At 53.6% G+C, this 22,942-nt stretch carries 20 protein-coding genes and 1 riboswitch; of the genes, 10 read left to right on the forward strand and 10 right to left on the reverse strand.

Annotated elements, in window-relative coordinates:
- Positions 1-27: 27 nt before the first annotated feature.
- A complete protein-coding gene (locus ACOZIO_RS08095; protein WP_217158056.1) occupies positions 28-2,001 on the reverse strand; it encodes a glycoside hydrolase family 127 protein in 1,974 nt (657 codons plus the stop codon).
- Positions 2,002-2,023: 22 nt separating this feature from the next.
- Positions 2,024-3,433, reverse strand: a complete 1,410-nt coding sequence (locus ACOZIO_RS08100; protein ID WP_129952167.1) for an MFS transporter — start codon at positions 3,431-3,433, stop codon at positions 2,024-2,026.
- Positions 3,434-3,705: 272 nt separating this feature from the next.
- On the opposite strand from ACOZIO_RS08100, the gene ACOZIO_RS08105 reads away from it, so the two are divergent.
- The 3 genes from ACOZIO_RS08105 to ACOZIO_RS08115 all read left to right on the forward strand — a co-directional run bounded on the left by ACOZIO_RS08105 (position 3,706) and on the right by ACOZIO_RS08115 (position 6,290).
- Entirely contained in the window at positions 3,706-4,542 is an 837-nt protein-coding gene (locus ACOZIO_RS08105) for an AraC family transcriptional regulator (protein ID WP_129991688.1), read from the forward strand.
- Positions 4,543-4,632: 90 nt separating this feature from the next.
- Positions 4,633-5,319 (forward strand): GntR family transcriptional regulator, encoded by a 687-nt coding sequence (locus tag ACOZIO_RS08110; protein WP_129952165.1) that lies wholly within the window; start codon positions 4,633-4,635, stop codon positions 5,317-5,319.
- Between the two features lie 122 nt (positions 5,320-5,441).
- The gene (locus ACOZIO_RS08115; RefSeq protein WP_129952164.1) at positions 5,442-6,290 is read left to right on the forward strand and encodes a hypothetical protein; all 849 of its coding nucleotides are present in this window, start codon (positions 5,442-5,444) and stop codon (positions 6,288-6,290) included.
- A gap of 7 nt (positions 6,291-6,297) precedes the next feature.
- On the opposite strand, the gene thiD is transcribed toward ACOZIO_RS08115, so the two are convergent.
- Positions 6,298-7,098, reverse strand: a complete 801-nt coding sequence (gene thiD, locus ACOZIO_RS08120) for a bifunctional hydroxymethylpyrimidine kinase/phosphomethylpyrimidine kinase (RefSeq protein ID WP_129952163.1) — start codon at positions 7,096-7,098, stop codon at positions 6,298-6,300.
- Positions 7,085-7,903 carry a hydroxyethylthiazole kinase gene (thiM, locus tag ACOZIO_RS08125; protein WP_129952162.1) on the reverse strand — a complete coding sequence of 273 codons (819 nt, stop codon included), beginning with the start codon at positions 7,901-7,903 and terminating at the stop codon, positions 7,085-7,087. The genes thiD and thiM overlap by 14 nt, the downstream gene beginning before the upstream one ends.
- Positions 7,904-7,937: 34 nt before the next feature.
- Positions 7,938-8,036, reverse strand: a riboswitch (TPP riboswitch).
- 165 nt (positions 8,037-8,201) lie between these two features.
- On the opposite strand from thiM, the gene ACOZIO_RS08130 reads away from it, so the two are divergent.
- Together ACOZIO_RS08130 and ACOZIO_RS08135 are read left to right on the forward strand one after the other, a co-directional pair.
- Positions 8,202-8,624 (forward strand): GNAT family N-acetyltransferase, encoded by a 423-nt coding sequence (locus ACOZIO_RS08130; protein ID WP_205951575.1) that lies wholly within the window; start codon positions 8,202-8,204, stop codon positions 8,622-8,624.
- Between the two features lie 138 nt (positions 8,625-8,762).
- Positions 8,763-9,422 (forward strand): DUF3313 domain-containing protein, encoded by a 660-nt coding sequence (locus ACOZIO_RS08135; RefSeq protein ID WP_129952160.1) that lies wholly within the window; start codon positions 8,763-8,765, stop codon positions 9,420-9,422.
- 70 nt (positions 9,423-9,492) lie between these two features.
- On the opposite strand, the gene ACOZIO_RS08140 is transcribed toward ACOZIO_RS08135, so the two are convergent.
- Entirely contained in the window at positions 9,493-10,386 is an 894-nt protein-coding gene (locus ACOZIO_RS08140) for a LysR family transcriptional regulator (protein ID WP_421595170.1), read from the reverse strand.
- Between the two features lie 86 nt (positions 10,387-10,472).
- Between ACOZIO_RS08140 and ACOZIO_RS08145 the strand changes: the two genes are divergently transcribed.
- Complete coding sequence (locus ACOZIO_RS08145; RefSeq protein ID WP_129991684.1) at positions 10,473-11,246, forward strand: NAD(P)H-dependent oxidoreductase; 774 nt, start codon at positions 10,473-10,475, stop codon at positions 11,244-11,246.
- A 92-nt stretch (positions 11,247-11,338) separates the two neighbouring features.
- Here the strand turns inward: ACOZIO_RS08145 and guaA are convergent, their stop codons facing one another.
- Positions 11,339-12,916 (reverse strand): glutamine-hydrolyzing GMP synthase, encoded by a 1,578-nt coding sequence (gene guaA / locus ACOZIO_RS08150; RefSeq protein ID WP_013574385.1) that lies wholly within the window; start codon positions 12,914-12,916, stop codon positions 11,339-11,341.
- A 213-nt stretch (positions 12,917-13,129) separates the two neighbouring features.
- Entirely contained in the window at positions 13,130-14,596 is a 1,467-nt protein-coding gene (gene guaB / locus ACOZIO_RS08155) for an IMP dehydrogenase (protein WP_015689478.1), read from the reverse strand.
- A gap of 168 nt (positions 14,597-14,764) precedes the next feature.
- Between guaB and xseA the strand changes: the two genes are divergently transcribed.
- Positions 14,765-16,135 carry an exodeoxyribonuclease VII large subunit gene (gene xseA, locus ACOZIO_RS08160; protein ID WP_129952154.1) on the forward strand — a complete coding sequence of 457 codons (1,371 nt, stop codon included), beginning with the start codon at positions 14,765-14,767 and terminating at the stop codon, positions 16,133-16,135.
- A 103-nt stretch (positions 16,136-16,238) separates the two neighbouring features.
- Here the strand turns inward: xseA and ACOZIO_RS08165 are convergent, their stop codons facing one another.
- Complete coding sequence (locus tag ACOZIO_RS08165; protein ID WP_129991683.1) at positions 16,239-18,602, reverse strand: TIM-barrel domain-containing protein; 2,364 nt, start codon at positions 18,600-18,602, stop codon at positions 16,239-16,241.
- Positions 18,599-19,912: an MFS transporter gene (locus ACOZIO_RS08170; RefSeq protein ID WP_129955136.1), complete on the reverse strand. Its 1,314-nt coding sequence runs from the start codon at positions 19,910-19,912 to the stop codon at positions 18,599-18,601. Before ACOZIO_RS08170 ends, ACOZIO_RS08165 begins: the two co-directional genes overlap by 4 nt.
- 214 nt (positions 19,913-20,126) lie before the next feature.
- Here ACOZIO_RS08170 and ACOZIO_RS08175 point away from each other — a divergent pair, with 214 nt between their 5' ends.
- The 3 genes from ACOZIO_RS08175 (at position 20,127) to ACOZIO_RS08185 (ending at position 22,724) form a co-directional block, all read left to right on the forward strand.
- Positions 20,127-21,209 (forward strand): LacI family DNA-binding transcriptional regulator, encoded by a 1,083-nt coding sequence (locus ACOZIO_RS08175; RefSeq protein WP_129991682.1) that lies wholly within the window; start codon positions 20,127-20,129, stop codon positions 21,207-21,209.
- A 135-nt stretch (positions 21,210-21,344) separates the two neighbouring features.
- The gene (locus ACOZIO_RS08180) at positions 21,345-22,379 is read left to right on the forward strand and encodes a M4 family metallopeptidase (RefSeq protein ID WP_129991681.1); all 1,035 of its coding nucleotides are present in this window, start codon (positions 21,345-21,347) and stop codon (positions 22,377-22,379) included.
- On the forward strand, positions 22,380-22,724 hold the full coding sequence (locus ACOZIO_RS08185) for a protealysin inhibitor emfourin (protein WP_129955133.1): 345 nt from the start codon (positions 22,380-22,382) through the stop codon (positions 22,722-22,724).
- Here the strand turns inward: ACOZIO_RS08185 and ACOZIO_RS08190 are convergent.
- On the reverse strand, positions 22,709-22,939 hold the full coding sequence (locus ACOZIO_RS08190; RefSeq protein WP_129955132.1) for a zinc ribbon domain-containing protein: 231 nt from the start codon (positions 22,937-22,939) through the stop codon (positions 22,709-22,711). The two genes, ACOZIO_RS08185 and ACOZIO_RS08190, sit on opposite strands and share 16 nt — an antisense overlap.
- Positions 22,940-22,942 lie beyond the last annotated feature (3 nt).

Genomic DNA, 22,942 nt, shown 5'->3' on the forward strand with positions numbered 1-22,942 from the left:
ATTCAGTCAGGTTGCAGGATGGCGATTTTATTCGTCCACCCACACCCGCATTTCTCCCTCTCCGCGATTCGCCCAGGTAAAGTACGGTACAAAGGTCAGGGTTTGCGGCACAGTGTCTTCCACAGGCGGATTATAGTGATAAAGCGGCTGCTGACTGGCCTGAACGGATGCCCGGCGCCCGCCCTGAGCCTGCAATAATGTTTTACCGGCGAACAGTCCGCTGCCGGAAATCAGACGGAACGTTGCATCATGCGGCAGGCGGATGTTATGCAGCTCACTGCCGTTGTCAGCCTGCTCAAGGCAATACACCAGCGGCCCCCGCTGCACTGCCACTTTGCCTGCAACGTGCCGCAACAGCGCGTTGCCTTTCACCCGTATCACCGGCATCGGCAGTATCATTTCAAGCCGATCGCCTTTCTGCCATGTCCGGGTCAGACGCAGATATCCATGTTGCGTCAGGCTGGCCAGCGCCAGCGGATTACCATTGAGCGAAACCTGCGGACTGTCACACCAGTCGGGTAAACGCAATGCCAGTGTCGCCTCCAGCGGCTGATCGGTATCGACGTCAATCAGCACGCATTCTGTCCACGGGTAGCCGCCGGACTGTTTCAGCCGCAACGCTTTTCCGCCAATTGTCGCTTCGACATCGCTGCCGATATACAGATTGATATCCACACCGTCCGGGCGCTGGGTATAGATATAGTGGCCGAGCGATGTCAGCAGACGCGCAATATTCGGCGGACAGCAGGCGCAGCCGAACCAGCGCTGACGCACCGGTTTTACATGGTCATAAATGTGGTTGAACGGAATGCTTTTCGGATGCACTTCCAGAGGATTGACATAGAAGAAATGTTTGCCATCAAGCGCCATCCCGGCCAGCACAGTGTTGTAGAGCGCCCGCTCCATCACGTCGGCATAACGGCTGTCAGGATCCATCTGCAACATACGGTTGGCGAACATCATCAGGCCAATCGATGCGCAGGTTTCGGTATAAGCCGTGTCATTGGGTAAATCATAATCGGAAGAAAAAGCTTCACCGCTGCTTTGCGATCCGACAGAACCGGTAATGTACATCTGCCGCCGGGTCATATTTTCCCACACACGCTGGCACACTTCGCGTTTTTCCTGATCCTGACTCAGCCGCGCCAGATGGGCCACACCGGCATACAGATACACAAAACGTACCGCATGGCCGACAGCCGTTGTCTGCAAGGCCACCGGCACATGCGCCTGGCTGTAGGCCTTGTCTTTCACCATCCACGCCGGTCCGTAGGTATTCCAGTGCGATGTTTTTCCACGTTTTTCATATTCGATATCGTAGAAATGCGGCTGTGTACCCCGTTGCTCAACAAAATAACGGGTCAGGTCAAGATAACGCTTTTCGGCGGTTTGTTCATACAGACGCATCAGTGCCAGCTCAATTTCCGGATGTCCCGGGTAGCCATGCAACTGCTTCTCACCCGGCCCGAAGACATGTGCGATGTGATCAGCCAGCTTGCAGACAATCTCCAGCAAACGGGTTTTGCCTGTGGCCTGCACATAAGCCACACCGGCTTCAATCAGATGTCCGGCGCAGTAAAGTTCGTGACATTCAGCCAGATTAGTCCAGCGTTGTTGCGGCTCTTTGACGGTGAAGTAAGTATTCAGATAGCCGTCAGGTTGCTGCACTGCGCCGATCAGCTCAATCAGTTGATCGGCCGTTTCCTCCAGCGCGGGATCCGGCGTTTTCGTCAGTAAATACGCCACCGCTTCCAGCCACTTAGCAACATCACTGTCCTGAAAAACCATACCATAGAATTCACCATCACTTTGCCCGGCGGCAATACGGAAATTTTCAATCGCGTGACTTGGTTCGGCGTCGGCGACATCATCATTGAGCGCTTTCCACTGGTACGGCACCACCACCTCTTTCACCAGACGCTGATATTCCAGCCAGAATGCATCGGAAACATTCACCTTTTGCAAAGGCACTTCTAAAGAATCTACCGGAGAAAACGGCATACAACCTCCTGAAAAAGTTAAATTAAATTTTTGCAGCTAAATCGTGCGACATCCGCGACAGCAATTTGTTATCGAGTTTGCAAAACATCAGCGTTCCCGCCAGCAGCAGATGCATCGCCGCCGGTAACAGGGTTTCCAGCAAGGTGATCCCGCCGAGTGATGCCGCAGTCTGGTGCTCTGCGCCAGCCTGATAAGAGACCAGAATGAAGACCAGGCTGATGATCCCGGCACTGGATGCCCAGGCCAGTTTGATAAAGAAGAGGTTGAAGGCAAAGTTCATGCCGGAGGAACGGATACCGTTTTTCCAGTGCCCGTAATCATCGGCGAACGCCATGATGGAAAAATGCAGCGGCAACGTGAACCCGAGGATCACGCAGTGTACAAAGATGATACCGAGCCACAATATCTGGTGATGTTCACCGGCAGGAACAAACCACAGCATCAGGGAAAACACCGCCAGTACCAGATTTGTCAGCATATACAGCCGCACGCTGTCGATGAATTTGGTCAGCTGATTGACGATGACCGCGCCGAAAATGGAAGCCAGTGTCACCATACCGAAGAACAGCGAAGCGTAGCCTGCCCCGCCTTTCAGCACATACGTGATGAAATACATGTAGCCGCCGCCGCGCAGATTGAACACATTGATCAGCAGGAAAGACATCAGTAAAACCAGCAACAACTGATCGTTTTTCAGCAATCCGCGGATGTGTTCTTTAACGCTGAACTGCCCGAGCAACGCAAGGGGCAGGCGTTCGCGCACGGTGAAGAAACACCACAGAAACATCACTACCGCCACTGCACACAGCAACCCCACGCCCTGCTGATATCCCAGTGCCGCATTGCCTTTACCCAACACCTGTACCAGCCACGGCAGCCCGACGGATACCATAAAGCCCGCTACACCGCACAGGACAAAGCGCCACGACTGACAAGACATCACTTCGCGATGATCGGTGGTCATGGTGTTAATCAGTGCGCAATACGGCACGTTGATTGCCGTATACGACACGGAAAGCAGGAAGTACGTGAAGAAGGCGTAGGCAATTTTGGCATCTCCACTCAGGCCGGGCACCGTAAAGGTGAGAAACCCGATCACGCCAACAGGTAACGCAATCCATAACTGCCAGGGACGAAAACGTCCCCAGCGACTTTGCGTACGGTCAGCCAGTATGCCCATCAGCGGATCGGAAATCGCATCAATCACCCGCAGGGAAATAAACAGCGTACCGACGATAGCAGGCGTCAGCCCGAAAACATCGGTATAAAAAAATGTCAGAAAACTGGTGATCAGACAGGTCATTATCGTGCCACCGGCATCACCTAATCCGTAACCGATTTTTTCACTGACCGAAAGTCTGGCATGGGCAGAAGTTATTCTGCTCTCTCCGTTTACCGTTGCAGAACCGGTATTAACTGAATCTGTTGGCATTATTTTTCCTCGCTTTTATATCGTTATTAATAAGCTGTAGGAACACAATAAATAAGGCTAATTATGGGTGTCAGCCCTGGATTTAAATAAGGTACGCCATAAATCTGGCATAATGGCCTCATGCCAACAAGAAGAGGATAAAGTAGTTAAACGGGACAATTCCGACTCACGATCAGAATCTGTGAAGCAGATCAAAACCTCTTTAAACCTGGCTGGAGATGCATGTTCTCTATGCTACTGTCAGGTATATCCAGCCTGATGAGTGCCTTAAAATGACTGAAATGCTTACGTTTCCCGTCAATATCCCGGTGAAAGTACAAAACGGCGGTTTGTTCATTTCCCGCGGAATAGGCACACATCCGACCCGGAGACTCAGTTCGCATGAATTAATTTATGTTGTCCGGGGCTCATTGTCTTTACAGGAAGAAAATAGCCGTTTTGATTTACACGAAGGAGAAAGTCTATTGTTATTTCCCGGCAGGGAACATAAAGGCGTCACCACCTTTGATGCTGATTTAAAATTTTACTGGCTGCATTTTGATATTGTGAAAGATATAGCAATAAATAATTCACAGCAAAATAATCCCTCTTTACAGCTGAATATTCCACAACATTGTAAAGTCAGGGACCGCGAAACGCTGCTAACGCTGTTCAGATTATTTTTATATGAACAGGAACGCGGCGGTAATTCTCTGGATCTGTTTCTGATTTTGTTGTTAGAAGAAGTCTCACGCACCTGGCCGGAGAATGTTGAACCGGGCGGCCCCGGTGTGGCGCTGGCCTATAAAGCCCGTCAGCTGATTACGACACAATTCCATCTGCCGCTGGGAGCCTCTGAACTGGCGGAACGGCTGCATTGTAATGCCGATTATCTCGGGCGGGTTTTCCGCCTGACCTTTCAGATGACGCTGACAGAGGCGCTGCATAAACAACGGGTCGCGGCAGCAGAAAAACTGCTACTGGCCAATACCGGCAATGTGGCGGACGTGGCACGCCTGACGGGGTTTAACGACGTGGCGTATTTTCGTCGGGTATTTCGTAAACTACTGGGCATTACCCCTGCGGCCTACAAAAAGCTGTATTGCCGTGAGCATATAAACTCCCAATAATTTGATAAAACCTTGCGCTAACAATCTCAAAAACATCAGAAAACTCATGTTAGTATTGGGGTCTTCCGACTTTAAAGACAACTTTTGCCCATGACAGACTCCTTTGAATTTCTCAGTAATGTGCCGGTTAATCAGCAGATTTATCGCACCTTGCGTCAGGACATCGTCACCTGTGCCATCGCACCGGGGGCATTCCTGTCGGAGAAAGAGATTTCCACACGCTTTAATGTGTCCCGTCAGCCGGTTCGTGAAGCCTTTATCAAACTGGCCGAAGCCGGACTGGTTCAGGTTTTACCGCAACGCGGTACGTATGTAATGAAAATTTCCTCCAAACGGGTCGCTGACGGACGTTTCATTCGCGAAGCCGTTGAAACCGCCGTGGTACGCCGTGCAGCCATGGTCGCTACGGACAAAGATCTGGCGCTGCTCGGACATAATCTTGAGCGTCAGACACTGGCAGCAAAGCGTCAGCAAACGCAGGAATTCCTGCTACTGGATGATGAGTTCCACCGCACGATCGCACAAATTATCGACTGCCGTCTGGCATGGGAAACCGTCGAGCACATCAAAGCGACAATGGATCGCGTCCGCTTTCTGACACTCAGCAAAGTGTCACCGCCGGAAAATCTGATTGCACAGCATTATGCGATTTTTGACGGACTGCAAGCGCATGACCCGGACGCCGCAGAAAAAGCCATCCGTATTCATTTGCAGGAAATGATTTCCACCATTACGCCCATTGCTGAACAAAACAGTGACTGGTTTGATGCCGAGTAAGTAAAGGGAGAGAGTACAACACAAGCAGTTTGCGACGGCGTTCAAATTTTGCGGGTTAGCCCTGAAATCTGTATGACAACTTGGTGTAAGCTGTAAACCACATCAATATCGTGGATACTTTTATGCCAGCCGCTGCCACCCTGAAAAAAAGCTACTACAGTGCCGATCAGTCACTCTCCCTTTCCCAACTCGATAACGAGAAAATCAGTCAGATCGTCCGGGATCTGGACGTGGCAGAAAGCGAAAAAGAACATTACGTCACGGGCTGGATGGGCCAGAACAGCGTGGTCCTGGTGAGGAATTATCAGGACAAACGGGGCACGTCCAGCGGCCTGGTGATGTCGCGTGGCAATCGTTACAAACTCACCGTTCAGGCCATCACTTTCCGTATCCCCAAAGTGCTGCTGTGGGTCACGTTCCGCCGTAAGCCCCGCACCATGACCGTGATCGCCTATAACAAGCTGGGCGAACAGGCGACCGGCCTGCAACAGTTCATGCATGTGCAGGATCCTGAACTCAGGGAGAAGCTGGAGCAGGACTGGCGTGAACTGAACGATTATCTCGGCATGGCCTGCTGGCAGATGGATAACAACCGCCCGCAATGGCGCCAGTTGCACGGCGAAATCACGTCACAATCCCTCGTTTCGCTGGCTGAATCGCCATGGTTCAGCGGTAAAAAACTGCAAAAAGATGGCGAACTGGAAGGGCTGTGGTTGCACGGGCAGTTTATTGGCCGACGCAGCGGCGAACAGGCGGCATTGCTGCTGTCATGGAAAGACGAAGAGAACGACGATATTGCCAGCTATCTGTTTGAACGGATGTCAGCGGACAAAATTCGCGTGATGCTGCGCCCGCGTAAAGAAGAAAAATTTTATCCGCTGAACCCGTTTGATGCCGTGCATTTGCAACAGGCACTGACGAAATTCCGTCAGGCTGAACAGGCGCTGAGTGAAACCCTGCGCCTCGCATAATCTGTGGTTACCACCAGCGGTGGAAATGATGTACCGGCCCGATGCCGTGACCGACGTCAAGTGAATCGGCCTGCATCAGCGCCTGCTGTAAATAGTCTTTGGCTTCACGCACAGCACCGGCCCAGTGTTGATGACGCGGACGTAAAGCGGCCAGCGCGGCCGACAGCGTACAACCTGTGCCGTGAGTATGTCGGGTATTCACACGCGGCGCAGTAAACCGCTCGCGGGAACCCGGTGTAAACAGCCAGTCAGGGCTTTCCTCATCGCTCAGATGCCCCCCTTTCATCAGCACTGCGCCACATCCCATCGCCAGCAGTGCTTCTCCCTGCTCACGCATTTCGGTTTCGTTCACTGCGACCGCACATTCCAGTAACGCCGCCGCTTCCGGCAGGTTTGGCGTAATCATCGAAGCCTGCGGGATCAGCAAACGGCGCACCGCATCAACGGCTTCCGGCAGCAGCAAAGGATCGCCACTTTTCGCCAGCATCACGGTATCCAGCACCACAAACGGTGGCTGATAATGCCGGATCCGCTCCGCCACCGCTTCCACAATCTGGCTGTTTGCCAGCATGCCAATTTTGGTACTGTCGATCCGCACATCGCTCAGTACGGAATCAAGCTGTGCTGAAACAAACCCTGGCTCAATGTTATAGACCGATTGCACACCACGGGTATTTTGGGCTACCAGCGCGGTGATCACACTGGTACCGTACGCGCCAAGCGCCGAAAAGGTTTTTAAATCCGCCTGGATCCCTGCCCCGCCACTCGGATCAGTGCCTGCAATCGTCAGTGCATTAATACGTTTCATTGTCTGCCTCGCCGTTCAGCCATTCTTCGCCCATTAAATACAGATTATCGAGGAATTCAGGCGTGAAACTGCCCGGCCCTTTCACGGCCATACAGGCGCGTTCGCCCGCGCAGGACATCACCCGGCAGGCGGCGGCCACGTTATCCAGACGATCGCCCGGCAAAGCCGCAAAGGCGGCTACTACTGCGGATAGTGCGCATCCTGTTCCCACCACTCGGGTCATCATCGGGTGCCCGCCAGCCACAGCCCAACTGCGCTGGCCGTCGGTGACATAATCGGTTTCACCGGTGACAGCCACGACTGCGCCGGTCTCACGCGCCAGTTGCTGTGCGGCAGGTAAAGCAGAAAAGGAATCATCGCCGCTGTCAACGCCGCGCCCGGACGCACTGACGCCGCTGAGGGCCAGGATTTCGGAGGCATTGCCGCGGATTGCTGCGGGTTTAAGTGTGATGAGTTCACGACAGAATTCTGTACGCCAGTTCAGGCCGCCGACGGCAACCGGATCCAGCACCCAGGGCTTTCCGGCCTGACTGCCTGCCTGAATGGCTGCCAGCATTGCCTGCGCATGGGGATGTGTCAGCGTACCGACATTGACCAGCAGGGCATCGGCGATGGCACTAAATTGTGCCGCTTCGGCGGGATCAACCACCATCGCAGGAGACGCGCCCAGCGCCAGCAGGACGTTGGCGGTAAAAGATTGCACCACGTCATTGGTCAGGCAGTGAACCAGCGGCGCAGCAAAGCGAAGTTGTTTCAGAGAAGTGGCGGCTAAAGCGCCGGGAATGTAGGTAGGTCGGGTATTCATAAGTCTCCCTACCGGCGCTCAAGAAGGCGGTATCAGGAGAGATACCTGACTTCCCTACGCTGGCATAATCCAGATCAGGTAATACGGGTAAAATCTCAGCCCTGCTTTGCAGCGGGCACCCCGAGTCAAGGGAGCATTATTGGCGGCGGAGGTCAGAAGATCAATCAGCAAATGCGTTAAAAAACCAATCAGTGAAGCTTATTGAACTCATTCCGCTTCACTGGCAGTATCTGGGCACAGACCTGAATAACATACGTTGATGAAAAACTTCCTCAGGAGTCAATGCTTGCCCTCAACAATGACTGTACGCCCTTATCAAGAAGCAGACCGCCCGTTTTTACGTACGCTCTATCTGGCCTCGCGCAAGCACACCTGGACATGGCTGGAAGACGATTTTCAGCTGGAAGATTTTGACCGGGCAGTGCTCGGCGAGACAATACTGGTCGCAGAACGTGACGGACATTTACTGGGATTCGCCTCAATTTTCACTCAGGAAAATTTTTTGCATAACCTGTTTGTTGATCCGCAGTATCAGGGAACCGGTGCAGGTTCGGCATTGCTTCACGCTGCTGAAGAAACCTTTACCCGTCAGGGATCGCTGAAATGTTTAGCCAAGAGTAAAAATGCCGTCGCTTTTTATCTGTCAAAAGGCTGGACCATCATCTCTGCGGGGGACAGCCCAAAAGGTGAATACTATTTATTTCATTCACCAAAGAAATAATTGAGAAGAAAATGATTACCCCGAAAAACCTTATTTTCGTGGTTCTGACGAATATCATTTTTTCTTTGTCGTTAAGAGGTTAAATTCCGCAGCAGTGCTATACATACGATGGCTTCCTTAAAAATTTCGAGGGTATGAATGAAAACAATGAAACTGATGCAGATTGCTGCAGTGACCGGTGCGCTGTTCCTGGCCGGTTGTACCAGCCATATTACCCAGACAGAAAAATACTCCGGTTTTTTAGGTGATTATTCCGGTCTGAAGGAAGTCAAAACTGCATCAGGTAATCCGGTGCTGCGCTGGATAGATCCTGCTTTCAAAAAAGCCAATTATTCTTATATCAAATACGAACCGATTAAATTCTATCCGGAACCTCAGCCAACGGAACAAATCGACAAAGCTACCTTGCAGGGGGTGCTGGATTACGCCAACAGCCGCATGAAACCGGCACTGGCAGAGCGCATGCCACTGACAGATCACGCAGGGCCGCGCACACTGATTTTCAAAGGTGCGATCACCGGTGTGAACACCTCGGCAGAGGGTTTGCAGTTCTATGAAGTCATCCCGGTCGCGCTGGTTATTGCGGGTACTGAAACCGCCACAGGCCATCGTACGCGTGATACTGAAGTTTACTTTGAAGGTGAGCTGATCGATGCCAGCACCGGCAAACCGGTGATTAAAGTCGTGCGTAAAGGCTTCGGTAAGCAGGTTGCCAACGATACTCAGAAAGTCACTGCTAACGATTTAAAAGTTGTAGTAGACAGCCTGGCGAACGATACCAAGCTGTTCAAAGAATAACTCCCGAAACAGCATAACAATGAGGGCAGCCAGAGGGCTGCCTTTTTTGTTTACCGGGAATGATAAACCTTCAGACTGAATCAGCGATAAATTCCCGTAACCACTGATGTGCCGGGTCACGGTGCGCACGTTCATGCCACACCATAAACATGTCAAAACCCGGTACATCAAGCGGGGCTTCGGTTATCTGCAAAGCAGGATTTCCCCGCACTAAACGTTCGGGCAACATCGCCACCAGATCCGTGGTCATCAGCACCTGAAGCACAAACAGGAAATGCGGTACTGACAAGACCACACGCCGCGTTAAACCCGCCGCCGCCAGCGCGGTGTCGGTATACCCATAAAATCCGCCGCCGTCGGGTGAAACCATCACATGCTCCAGCCCGCAGAACTCTGTCAGCGTCACCGGCCCGTTGACGGACGGATGCCCTTTCCGGCTGACCAGCACATAGCGCTCGGCAAACAGGAATCTGCTGTGCAGCCCGTTTATTACCGCATCAGAGGTATGAAACGCCAGGTCCAGTTCACCCTGCTCCATTTTGTGGATAATCCGCGCAGGTGATGTTTCAAAAATAGACAGCCGCGCGGAAGGTGCGGCCATACGCAATGCCCGTAAGGCCGGTAAAACGATAGTGGATTCGCCGTAATCCGCGGCACCCAGAGTCCAGGTAGGGTTCGCCTTTGACGGGTCAAAAACCTCTCCGGCAATGATCGCATTTTCCAGCGCGGCAAGGGCCTGCCGCAGCGGTTCCCGCAATTCGTCCGCACGCGCCGTCGGACGCATTCCCCGCGGCCCCGGCAGCAGCAACGGATCATCAAAAAATTCACGCAACTTAGCGAGCTGAACGCTGACCGAAGGTTGCGAAAGGTTACGGCGCTGCGCAGTTCGCGTGACATTTTGTTCAGCCAGCAAAACATCCAGCGTCAGCAACAAATTGAGATCCAGACGACCGAAATTACTCATCGCTATACCTGCTATATGATCAATTCATTTCAACTATACCTGACGACAACCTACTCTGCCTTTATCCCATTAACGGAGGTTTCGTCATGAATGTATTGATCGTCTATGCTCACCCTGAATCACACTCGCTGAACGGCTCGCTGAAAGATTTTGCGGTCAGCCATTTGCAGGCCGCCGGGCACAATGTGCAGATTTCGGATTTGTATGCCATGCAATGGAAAGCCGTGCTGGATGCAGGAGATAACACCGAACCGTCGCCGGGGCCTTTTCACCCTTCGCAGGATTCTCAGCGCGCTTACAAAAATGGCACGCAAAGCGATGACATCGCCGCCGAGCAGGAAAAATTACAGTGGGCGGATACCGTGATTTTCCAGTTCCCGCTGTGGTGGTTTTCAATGCCTGCCATTATGAAAGGCTGGGTTGAACGTGTTTATGCTTATGGATTTGCCTATGGTGTTGGTGAGCATTCCGACACGCACTGGGGCGACCGTTACGGGGAAGGCAAAATGGCCGGAAAACGCGCTATGCTGATGGTCACCACCGGCGGCTGGGAACCCCATTACAGCGCGCGTGGGATTAACGGCCCGATCGACGACCTGTTGTTCCCGATCCACCATGGCATGCTGCATTATCCGGGCTTTACCGTGCTGCCGCCACTGGTGTTCTACCGCACCGGACGCATGGATGAGACCCGCTACGCGCAAATTTGCGGGGAGATGGCTCACCGGCTGGATACAGTAGAAAGCACCACGCCAATTTCATTTCGCCAGCAGAATGGCGGCGATTACGCTATTCCGTCACTGATATTGAAACCGGACATTGCGCCGGGGAAAAGCGGGTTTGCAGCGCATCTGAAATAATCCCCTGAGAGCATGCCAGGCATAAAAAACGCCAGTGGATCTTACGATCGCACTGGCGTTTTTACGGGCGTTCAGCCTTTATTTTTGCTAAATCATTCCCACTCAATCGTTGCCGGTGGCTTGCCCGAGATGTCATAAACAACGCGGGAGATGCCGTCGACTTCGTTGATGATGCGGTTGGAGCAGCGGCCGAGGAAATCATACGGCAGGTGCGCCCAGTGCGCGGTCATGAAGTCGATGGTTTCGACTGCGCGCAGAGAGACAACCCAGTCGTATTTACGGCCATCGCCCATCACGCCGACAGAGCGGACCGGCAGAAAGACCGTGAAAGCCTGGCTGACTTTGTTATACAGGTCGGCTTTATGCAGCTCTTCGATAAAGATAGCATCGGCGCGGCGCAGCAGGTCGCAGTACTCTTTCTTCACTTCGCCCAGTACGCGAACGCCCAGCCCCGGCCCCGGGAACGGGTGACGGTAAAGCATGTCGTATGGCAGGCCGAGTTCCAGACCAATTTTACGCACTTCGTCTTTGAACAGCTCTTTCAGCGGCTCAACCAGACCCAGTTTCATCTCTTTCGGCAGACCGCCCACGTTGTGGTGCGATTTGATCACATGCGCTTTGCCGGTGGCAGAGGCCGCAGACTCAATCACGTCAGGGTAAATGGTGCCCTGCGCCAGCCATTTCACTTCATCCTGCTTGCAGGCTTCTTCGTCGAATACTTCAACAAAGACGCGGCCGATGATTTTACGTTTGGCTTCCGGCTCATCCACCCCTGCCAGCGCAGACAGGAAACGTTCTTCCGCCGCGACGTGAACAATATTCAGACCGAAACGGTCACCGAACATTTCCAGCACCTGATCCGCTTCGTTCAGACGCAGCAGACCGTTGTCGACGAACACGCAGGTCAGACGGTCGCCGATGGCGCGGTGCAGCAGCATGGCGGTCACGGAGGAGTCAACACCGCCGGACAGACCGAGGATGACGTGATCGTCGCCGATCTGCACACGAAGACGCTCAACGGCGTCTTCAATGATTTTTGCCGGCGTCCACAGTGCTTCGCACTCGCAGATATCCATGATGAAACGTTCGAGCATACGCAGGCCCTGACGGGTATGCGTCACTTCCGGGTGGAACTGCACACCGTAGAAGCGCTTTTCTTCGTTCGCCATAATGGCAAACGGGCACGTCTCGGTACTGGCAACGGTCACGAAATCAGACGGAATGGCCGTTACTTTATCGCCGTGGCTCATCCAGACATCGAGCAGCGGTTTGTTGTTCTCGCTCAGGGCATCCTGAATGTCGCGGATCAGCGCGCTTTCAGTCTGAACTTCCACCTGCGCATAACCAAATTCGCGCTCGTTAGAACCTTCAACATGGCCGCCTAACTGCATCGCCATGGTTTGCATGCCGTAGCAAACGCCCAGAACCGGTACACCGGCTTCAAAGACGTAGTCTGGTGCACGCGGGCTGTCATGCTCGGTTGTACTTTCCGGGCCGCCGGACAGGATGATCCCGTTCGGGTTGAATTCGCGGATTTGGGCTTCGGTTACGTCCCAGGCCCAGAGTTCGCAATAGACACCCAGTTCACGCACGCGGCGCGCAACAAGCTGGGTGTACTGGGAGCCGAAATCGAGGATCAGGATACGGTGCTTGTGAATATTTTCGCTCATGAGGGGGCGTTTTCCAGAAAGCAATAAAAGCGTTAAAACGGAATATTAATCAGCCCGGAAAATACGGGCTGGATATAAATTTGTAGTGACTCGATCCAGGCGCCCGTGAGGCAAAGCGGAGGCTGGCGAAAAAGCGCAGTTTACATAACGTAAATGAGCATTTTAAGCCAGCTTCCCACACCGGATCGCCGACGCGCAGCAGCGACTGTGGGATTAAGAACCCATGCGGTAGTTCGGTGACTCTTTAGTAATGGTCACGTCATGCACGTGGCTTTCCTGGATCCCTGCACCGCTGATGCGGACAAACTCAGCCTTGGTGCGCAGGTCGTCGATGGTAGCACAACCGGTCAGCCCCATACAGGAGCGCAGGCCGCCCATTTGCTGGTGGATGATTTCTTTCAGACGGCCTTTATACGCTACGCGACCTTCGATACCTTCAGGTACCAGTTTGTCTGCGGCGTTATCCGTCTGGAAGTAACGGTCAGAAGAGCCTTTGGACATGGCGCCCAGAGACCCCATGCCGCGATAGGATTTGTACGAACGGCCCTGATACAGCTCGATTTCGCCCGGAGATTCTTCCGTACCTGCCAGCATCCCACCCACCATCACGCAGCTTGCGCCTGCCGCGATGGCTTTCGCGATATCGCCGGAGAAGCGGATACCGCCGTCAGCGATGACCGGAATACCGGTGCCTTCCAGCGCTTCAACCGCGTCAGAAACAGCGGTAATTTGCGGAACGCCCACGCCGGTCACAATACGGGTGGTACAAATGGAGCCAGGGCCGATACCGACTTTCACCGCGCTCACGCCCGCTTTAGCCAGTGCCAGCGCACCTGCGCCCGTCGCGACGTTACCGCCGATGATTTGCAGATCCGGATATTTTGCGCGGGTGGCGCGGATACGTTCCAGCACGCCTTCGGAATGGCCGTGAGAAGAGTCAATCAGCAATACGTCAACACCGGCAGCCACCAGCGCATCGATACGCTCTTCGTTGCCCGCACCCGCGCCAACCGCAGCACCGACGCGCAGGCTGCCCTGCTCATCTTTACAGGCGTTAGGTTTACGTTCGGCTTTCTGGAAGTCTTTGACGGTGATCATACCGAGCAGATGGAATTGCGCGTCAACCACCAGCGCTTTCTCTACGCGTTTTTCGTGCATTTTCTGCAGCACGACTTCGCGGGCTTCGCCTTCTTTGACCGTCACCAGACGTTCTTTCGGCGTCATGACGGCGGTCACAGGCTGTTCCAGATCGGTGACGAAGCGCACGTCACGACCGGTAATAATACCGACCAGTTCGTTTTCTTCCGTCACGACCGGATAACCGGCAAAACCGTTAATTTCAGTGAGTTCTTTAACCTGACGCAAAGTGGTCGATGGCGTGACAGTTTTAGGGTCAGCAACAACGCCGCTTTCATGCTTCTTCACGCGACGGACTTCTTCCGCCTGACGCTCAATAGACATGTTCTTGTGAATGAATCCAAGGCCGCCTTCCTGTGCAAGAGCAATCGCCAGATTCGCTTCAGTCACGGTATCCATCGCTGCGGACAGCATAGGGATATTCAGACGGATTTTAGCGGTCAGTTGAGTACCGAGGTCGGCAGTGTTAGGCAGAACTGTGGAGTGGGCTGGAACAAGGAGAACGTCGTCGAACGTTAGTGCTTCTTTTGCGATACGTAGCATGGGCAATATCTCACCAAGGTGGATGCGGAAAAGATAAAATATTGCAGCGGGAGTATACAGGTGAGTAGGCATTTCGACCAGAACTATTTCAAAAACTTCTTGATTACCTTTTGCGGGCATGTAGTATCGTTCGATTAAGTCTCTGTATTTGAATTTGATCTGGATCACATGCCACTACCTTCTTCGCCTCCTATTTTTACCGTAAGCCGCCTCAATCAGACGGTCCGACAGTTGCTGGAAAACGAAATGGGTCAGGTCTGGCTCTCCGGTGAAATCTCAAACTTCTCACAGCCTTCCTCTGGCCACTGGTATTTTACGCTCAAAGATGACCGCGCTCAGGTCAAATGTGCCATGTTCCGTAATACCAACCGCCGCACCACATTCCGTCCGCAAAATGGTCAGCAGGTTTTGGTTCGTGCGACCATCACGTTGTACGAACCGCGCGGCGATTATCAGCTGATTGCCGAAAGTATGCAGGAAGCAGGCGACGGTTTATTGCAGCAAAAATTCGATCTGCTGAAACAGCAACTGGCCACCGAAGGTTTGTTTGATGCGCAGTATAAACAACCGCTGCCCTCCCCGGCCAAATGCGTCGGTGTGATCACCTCCGCCAGCGGTGCCGCATTGCACGACGTCTTAAATGTCTTAAAGCGTCGCGACCCGTCGTTACCCGTCATTATTTATCCGACCGCCGTTCAGGGTGCCGATGCCCCGGCGCAAATCGTCCGCGCCATTCAACTGGCTAACGCCCGCGAGGAAGTGGATGTGCTGATTGTCGGACGCGGTGGCGGTTCGCTGGAAGATTTATGGAGCTTTAACGATGAGCGCGTGGCACGGGCGATTTTCGCCAGCCGCATTCCCATCGTCAGCGCCGTTGGCCATGAAACCGACGTCACCATTGCCGATTTTGTTGCGGATTTACGCGCGCCGACACCGTCTGCCGCCGCCGAACTGATCAGCCGGAATCAGCTGGAATTGCTGCGCCAGATCCAGTCGCAGCAGCAGCGTCTCGAAATGGCGATGGATTATTATCTCGCCCAACTGACGCAGCGCTTCACGCGCCTGAATCACCGTCTGCAACAGCAGCACCCGCATTTACGTCTGGCCCGCCAGCAGACGGCGCTGTTCAGGCTGCGCCGTCGTCTCGATGAAGCCATGCAAAACCAGTTGCGTCAGATGCTGCGTCGCACCGACCGTTTACAGCAGCGCCTGACGCAACAGCAACCGCAACCGCGCATTCACCGTGCCCAGCAACGGGTTCAGCAACTTCAGTACCGGCTGCAACAGGCGATGTCTTCACAACTGGCGGAAAGCCGTCAGCGTTTCGGCACTGCCTGTACGCAACTGGAAGGCGTCAGCCCGCTGGCGACCCTGGCACGTGGCTACAGTGTGACCACCACACCACAGGGCGCATTGCTGAAGAAAACCACACAAACAGCACCGGGCGATACGCTGAAAACCCGTCTGGCCGATGGCTGGATTGAAAGTGAAGTGAAATCGGTTGTGGTGGAAAAGAAAGCGCGGAAACGTGCGGTTTAGCCCGGAGTTGAGTTTAAAACCTTCTCCCGGCCTCCCCCGTCGCAGGGGGAGACGCTAAAAACCCATCTGCCGCCTCCCTTTTGCAGGGAGGAGATTGAAAAGCTTACAGATTATAGCTATTTGTCTTCACACCATTGACCCACACTTCACGCGCTTCGCCTTGCGGCAGCACGATATCCAGGGTTTTCCACGCCGGTTTGAAATCACCGCGCTGCGTCAGCGTGATGTCGATTCGCTGATTGTCACTGACGATATCCCAGTTCAGCCACAGCGCATGATTCTGCTCCCAGCGATGGCTTTCGCCGTCATCTTCAAACAGCATGCCTGACGAGGTCGCCTGACCCGGTGCCGGATACACATGTAATTCACGCAGCGTATCTCTGCTGGCATCCACATGTGCCAGACGGCGGGATTGTGGCAATGCAGCACCGGCGCGCACCAGCAGCGGCAAACGATCCAGCGGCGCATCCAGCGTGATTGTCTGCCCGCCCGCAAACCATTCGCCAGTATAAAAATCGCGCCAGCCATTGCCGTTATCCGGCAGATAAATCTGGCGTTCACGCTGTCCTTCATCAACCACACTGGCGACCAGCAAATCGCGGCCTATCAGGAAATCATCGGTTTCTGCGAAGGTATTTTTATCATGCTCATGATCGAGGAATGTCGGGCGCAGCATCGGCTCGTCATCCGCGTGAGCCTGCCACAGCAATGTATAGAAATACGGCAGAAGGCGATAACGCAGACGGATGGCATCGCGGATAAGCGGCGTCACCTGCGGATACATCCACGGCTCATTTACGGTGTGATCATCATTCCAGGAATGAATGGTGAAACGCGGATGCATGACGCCGTTTTGCACCCAGCGAACAAACAGTTCCGCATCCGGCTTATCACCCGAAAATCCGCCCACATCGTGCCCGACGTTATACAAACCGGACAAACTCATGCCAATCCCCATACGGGTGTTGTAACGCAGCGTTTGCCAGCTGGTGCGGTTATCGCCACTCCACGTCTGCACATAGCGCTGCATGCCGGAACAGCCGGAACGGGAAATCAGGTAAGGGCGGGTTTCCGGCGCAAATTTCTGCTGTGCTTCAAAAGACGCACGCATCATGAGCAGCGGCATCACCGGACGAATGTGTTTAATAGCAATAGCCTTGCCGAAACCGTAGCAACGGGCATCACTGTCCCAGACTTCATATTCGTTATTATCGTTCCAGGTCGAACCGATGCCCTTTTCAAGTAACTGCTGCGTCACACCTTTCTGCCACCAGCACACGGCACCAGGATGAGTGAAGTCGAGATGCGACCCTTCGTCATCCCAGAAAACAGAACGCTCCGGCTGATCGTTTTCGCTGTCGCGGATAAACAACCCCTGCCCGGCAACCTGTTCGTATTGCGGGTGATCCTGCAACAGGCAAGGTTTAATATTGGCCGCCAGACGAATACCGGCGTCGAGAAACGCTTTCGACATCACTTCCGGCTGCGGTACTTTGTCGTAATTCCAGTTAAAGACGTAACGCTTATTGCCAATCGAGGTGTAACCCGATGAAAGCTGGAAGGAGTCACAGGGGATCTCGTGCTGCTGGCACAACGTGATGAACTTCATCAGCTGTTGCTGGGCATCCGGCGCATCGGTGTAATACATGGTCGAGCCGCTGTAACCGAGACTCCATTTCGGGCCAAAGGTGGTTTTACCGGTCAGGCGCACCAGTTTTTTGGTCACGTCGAGAGATGTCGGGCCGACAAACAGGTAGTAATCCAGATCGCCCGCTTCCGCACTGAAACGACGATAAGGCAGATGGTAATTATCCAGTTCATTGCCGAGATCAAGCCATACATTGCTGAGATTGTCGTAAAAAACGCCAAAGCTGACATTATTGCGCCGTGTCAGGGTAAACGGAATATGCTTATACAGCGGATCGGTGCTGGCGGCGTTGTAGCCCATGGCATCAAGATTGCGCATTTCAAAACGACGGCCGCTGCGGTTGAGGTCACCGGCTTTTTCGCCAAGCCCGTACACGCCATCCTGCGCCTCGCGCAGCTGATAGTGTGCCGACGCGTCGTTTTTCACCCCAAGCATATAGGCGCCGGTTTTACGATCTTTCACCAGCGGCAACCAGACACCGGCCTCATTTTTATACTCCCACTCCAGCCATAGCGGCTGATGCACCGTGACGCGCAGCGCCTCAGTGGTCAATATCAGGCGTTCTTCGTCCTGTACGAGCTGATAACCCGGCAACGAAAAACCATCGTTGCTCAGGCGGTTGCGCCCTTCCCACGGCACATCATTTTGTGGTGCGATGCTCCAGGTACGATCCAGCGCCAACGCGCCGTTACGCCGGATGAATATGCGAATCAGCCCCTGTTCCAGCACCCGCAGAGAAAACAGATGCTGGCCATCAACACGCAGATCCACACCTGCATCGTCCTGCCCGGCCAGCTCCCAGTGTTTTAACGTCTTCATACTCCCTCCCTTTTTGCCGGATTGCGGCGTTCAGCGATCAGGGCAATCAGGAAAACTGCGCCGATCAAATCAAAGAAACCCATCGCGATAAACAGCGGATTGAAACCCATTTTGTCGGCAACCGCGCCGATCAGCAGTGAAAACAGAAAGCTGGCGATCCACGCCGAAGAACCGCGCATACCGTTGACGGTTGCCACCTGGCTTTTATCGAATGTTTCTACCACCACTGCGCTCAACATGCAGGAAATAACCTGATGGCCGAAGCCGCCGATGGAGATCAGCGCAATGGCGGCGTACGGGCTTTGCGTGACCGCCACCAGCGCCAGGGACAGCATCATAAATGCACCGGTGACGGAGCTGGCGACGATGGAATTAATGCGGGTGCAGCCAAAGACTTTGCGGTACAGCGTAGTGAGATATCCGCTGGCAATACTGCCGAGGTCGGCGGCGAGAAACGGCAGCCACGCGAACATCACGATATGTTTTAAATCCATCCCGCGTTCATTAGCCAGATACAGAGGTACCCAGAAACTGAACACCGCCCAAGCCGGTTCCGCCAGAAATGCCGGGATAGCAATACCGTAGAATTTCTTGTTTTTGCAGACTATTTTCAGTGATTTAATAAACGGCAGACGCGTCTGCTGTGGTTCGTTATCGGAGCGGATCAGCGCCAGTTCATCTTTACTGAGGTTCGGATGCGTTTCGGGTGAATGGTAGAACTTCCACCACAACAACACCCATAACATCGACAGGATGCCACAGAACAGGAATGCACCACGCCAGCCGAACGAGATATGTGCAACCAGAATAATCGGCGGTGCCAGCATGGCACCAATCGAGAAGCCGACGCCGGCCCAACCGGCGGCGACCGGACGCTCTTTACGCGGGAACCAGTCGGAAATGGCTTTGGCATTAGCAGGCGTCGCCGCAGCTTCCGCACTCCCCATAAAGAAGCGCAGAACCGCCAGTTGGATCCAACTGCCCGCACCGGCGTGCAGCATACACACCACCGCCCAGACTGAGGCGCAAATCAGGAAGCCCAGCTTCAGGCCGATCACATCAATCAGCCAGCCGCACAATGGCTGAAAAAGGGTGTACGCCGCCTGAAATGCCGCGACGATGTAAGAATATTGTTCGGTGGTCATGTTCAGGCTGGTTTTCAGTTCAGCCGCCAGTAATCCCAGAGAATTTCGGGTGACGTAGTTCACTGTCACGCCGAGCAGGAACAGCGCCAGCATCCACCAGCGTAAAGCTTTTATTTTTCGGCGTCCTGCAACCGCCGCTGTCCCGGTGTTTATTTGAATTGTCATATCGGTTCTCCCACCCGTCGGCCTGGCCGCAGATGATGTGTTATGTGAGGTACATCTGCAGAGTAGGCAGCCGGTTCTGTGAGGGAAACGTGATTTTTTGCAAAAGCTTTCACGCTATAACTGCATAAGGAATTCAGGGAGGATAAAAGCTCACGGGAATCACAGCTTCAGATATGAAAATTTTTGCATGGGCCATTTTGAAGGAGATCACAGTTTGAAAGGAAAGTTAAATATCCAGCAAATTGCCGACCAGACCGGATTGTCGATCAGTACCGTTTCACGGGTTTTAGCCGGAAAAAATAATACCAGCAGCAAGGCGCGCGACAGCGTACTGGAATGTGCCAGGGCGCAGGGCGTTTTCGACGGCCTTTCGACCGGCAGGCTGATGCTGAACAATATTTTAATTTTCGCCCCGGCCCGGGCCTTTGATGTGCGCAGCGATATTTTTTACTACAAGGTGATCCAGGGCATTCTGGCTGCCACCGCCCGTCACGAAGTACGTGTCCGCTACTGCGCGATAGAAGAAGAAAACGCCGACGCCGCGCTGTTCATTGCCAAAATGACCGATCCGCAGACCGAAGCCGTCTTGCTGGTCGGCATCGACGATTCGCATATTCATCAGCTTGCGGCCGACATGGGCAAACCATGTGTACTGATCAACTGCCATGACCGGCATATGCGCCATGACAGCGTCAGTCCTGATCATCTGACGATGGGCGATTTTGCCTGCGACTACCTTTTTTCTCAGGGCCACACTCATATCGTGACCGTGCAATGCCTGCGTCGTCATACCATGGAACTGCGGCTCACCGGTATTAAACAGGCATTCACGCGCCATCATCAGGTTTTCAGTGACCGCCACCATTTGCTCAATACGTCAGGTTTTGGGGCGCAGGAAAGCGAACAGGCGCTGCTGGAATTTCTGGATGCCTTGCCGCCCGGCCAGCCGCTGCCGACAGCCATCCTGGCCGGCGGGGATTTTATGGCATCCGGTGTGGTTGCTGCGCTGGCAAAGCGCGGTTTTTCCGTGCCGGGTGATATCAGCGTTATCAGTACTGACGGGTTCAATCTGGCAGAAATTCATGACGTGCCGTTGACCGCGGTGCATGTGCCGCGCGATGAACTCGGTGCCGAAGCGATCTCCTTATTACAAAGGCGCATGATGCGCCCCGATGCGCCTTATACCACGCAGCTGTTGCAGGGAAAACTGGTGGTGCGTGAATCTGTCAGAAAAGCCAGCGGACGCGCCGTGACCTGTCATCCGCATACGTTGTATGACCCGCAGCCGGACAGATAAATCTCATCTTTAACGGACCTGGCGCTCAGCAGTCCTATACTGACGGTGACGGCTATTCATTAACCAGCTTTCAGTATCAGGCAGTCAGAACACCTTGTTTTCACCTTCGGGTGACTCTTGATAAGGAGATTCACGATGAATCACAGTTCAGCAAAGCGTTACCACAGCGTTATCCCGCCTTACATACTTAACCGTATTATCGAACACGGTTCAGAACCCCAGCGCAGATGTGCCAAACAAACCCTGGTACATGTGAATACGTTAATGGCACAGACTTACGCCAAACCGCAGAAGATCGTGACAGCCAAAGCGGGTCAGGTAGAACGCGATATTTATGACGCCAAAAATACCACCCGGCTGCCGGGCGAATCTGTGCGCAAGGAAGGCCAGGCCAGTAACGGCGATGTGGCGGTGGATGAAGCCTATGATTATCTGGGCGTGACGTATGATTTCTTCTGGCAGGCGTATCAGCGTAATTCCCTCGACAATAAAGGTCTGGCACTGCTCGGCACCGTGCATTATGACAAAGGCTATCAAAACGCTTTCTGGAACGGACAGCAGATGGTATTTGGTGACGGTGATGGCGAAATCTTTAACCGCTTTACGATTGCTATCGACGTTGTCGGGCATGAGCTTTCCCATGGTGTTACCGAAACGGAAGCCGGTCTGGAATATAACGGCCAGTCGGGCGCGCTGAATGAATCACTCTCGGATGTGTTTGGCTCGCTGGTGAAACAATTCCACCTGAAACAAACCGCTGATAAAGCCGACTGGATTATTGGTGAAGGATTGCTGGCAAAAGGCATTCAGGGGACCGGCCTGCGCTCAATGTCTCATCCCGGCACTGCTTACGATGATCCGCTGCTGGGTAAAGATCCGCAACCGGCGGACATGAGCGGTTATGTGAATACCCGCGACGATAACGGCGGTGTGCATATTAACTCAGGCATACCTAACCGGGCATTTTATCTGGCGGCGACTAAACTGGGCGGGAATGCATGGGAACGTGCAGGTTACGTCTGGTATGACACGGTCTGTGATAAATCCCTGCCCAAAAATGCAGACTTTGCCACCTTCGCCCAACTGACTATTCAGCATGCGGAAAAACGATTTGACGCCTCCGTTGCACAAGCGGTTCGTGAAGCCTGGGAGCAGGTCGGAGTGATGTAAATGAAACCTTTAGATTCGCTGGAAAGTAATGCGGTGATTGAAATTTACCGCGAAGGCGGTATCGCGTTTATCCCCAAACTCAGCGGGCCGCGACGGGTTGAACTTTCAGGCATGAGCGATGATAAGCGGCGGGAAATCTGCCAGCTCATCAATCAGGCACTGCCCCATGCTCAGGAAAAAGAAAACGCCGGTCATGGAGACCAGCGTTATTTCCGGCTGGAGATTTATTATGCATCGGCAGAGCATTCAGCCAGTCTGGTTGTCATTATTCCTGAAACCGAAGCGCCCGAGGAACTGGTGAACCTATGGAAAGAGGCTCCCCCTGACGATCACTCTTCCGAATAAGGCGAATACGTAAACTGTATCCGTTTTTTAGAAATCATCCCGTGCCCGTTTTGGCAGAAGTAATCTACCGCTCCGCAGGCTTTAAGCGCCTGCAACGGCTGCTGGCAATCCGGGCATAATGCGATTTGCGTAAAGTCGCCATGGTCAGCGTCACAATGAAAGTGACCGCTTACCCAGCTCATCGGCTGGCCGCAAACCGGACAAAGTGCATCCATCGT

It is taken from the genome of Rahnella sp. PD4 (assembly GCF_049199325.1).
In the GTDB taxonomy this organism is placed as follows: domain Bacteria; phylum Pseudomonadota; class Gammaproteobacteria; order Enterobacterales; family Enterobacteriaceae; genus Rahnella; species Rahnella perminowiae.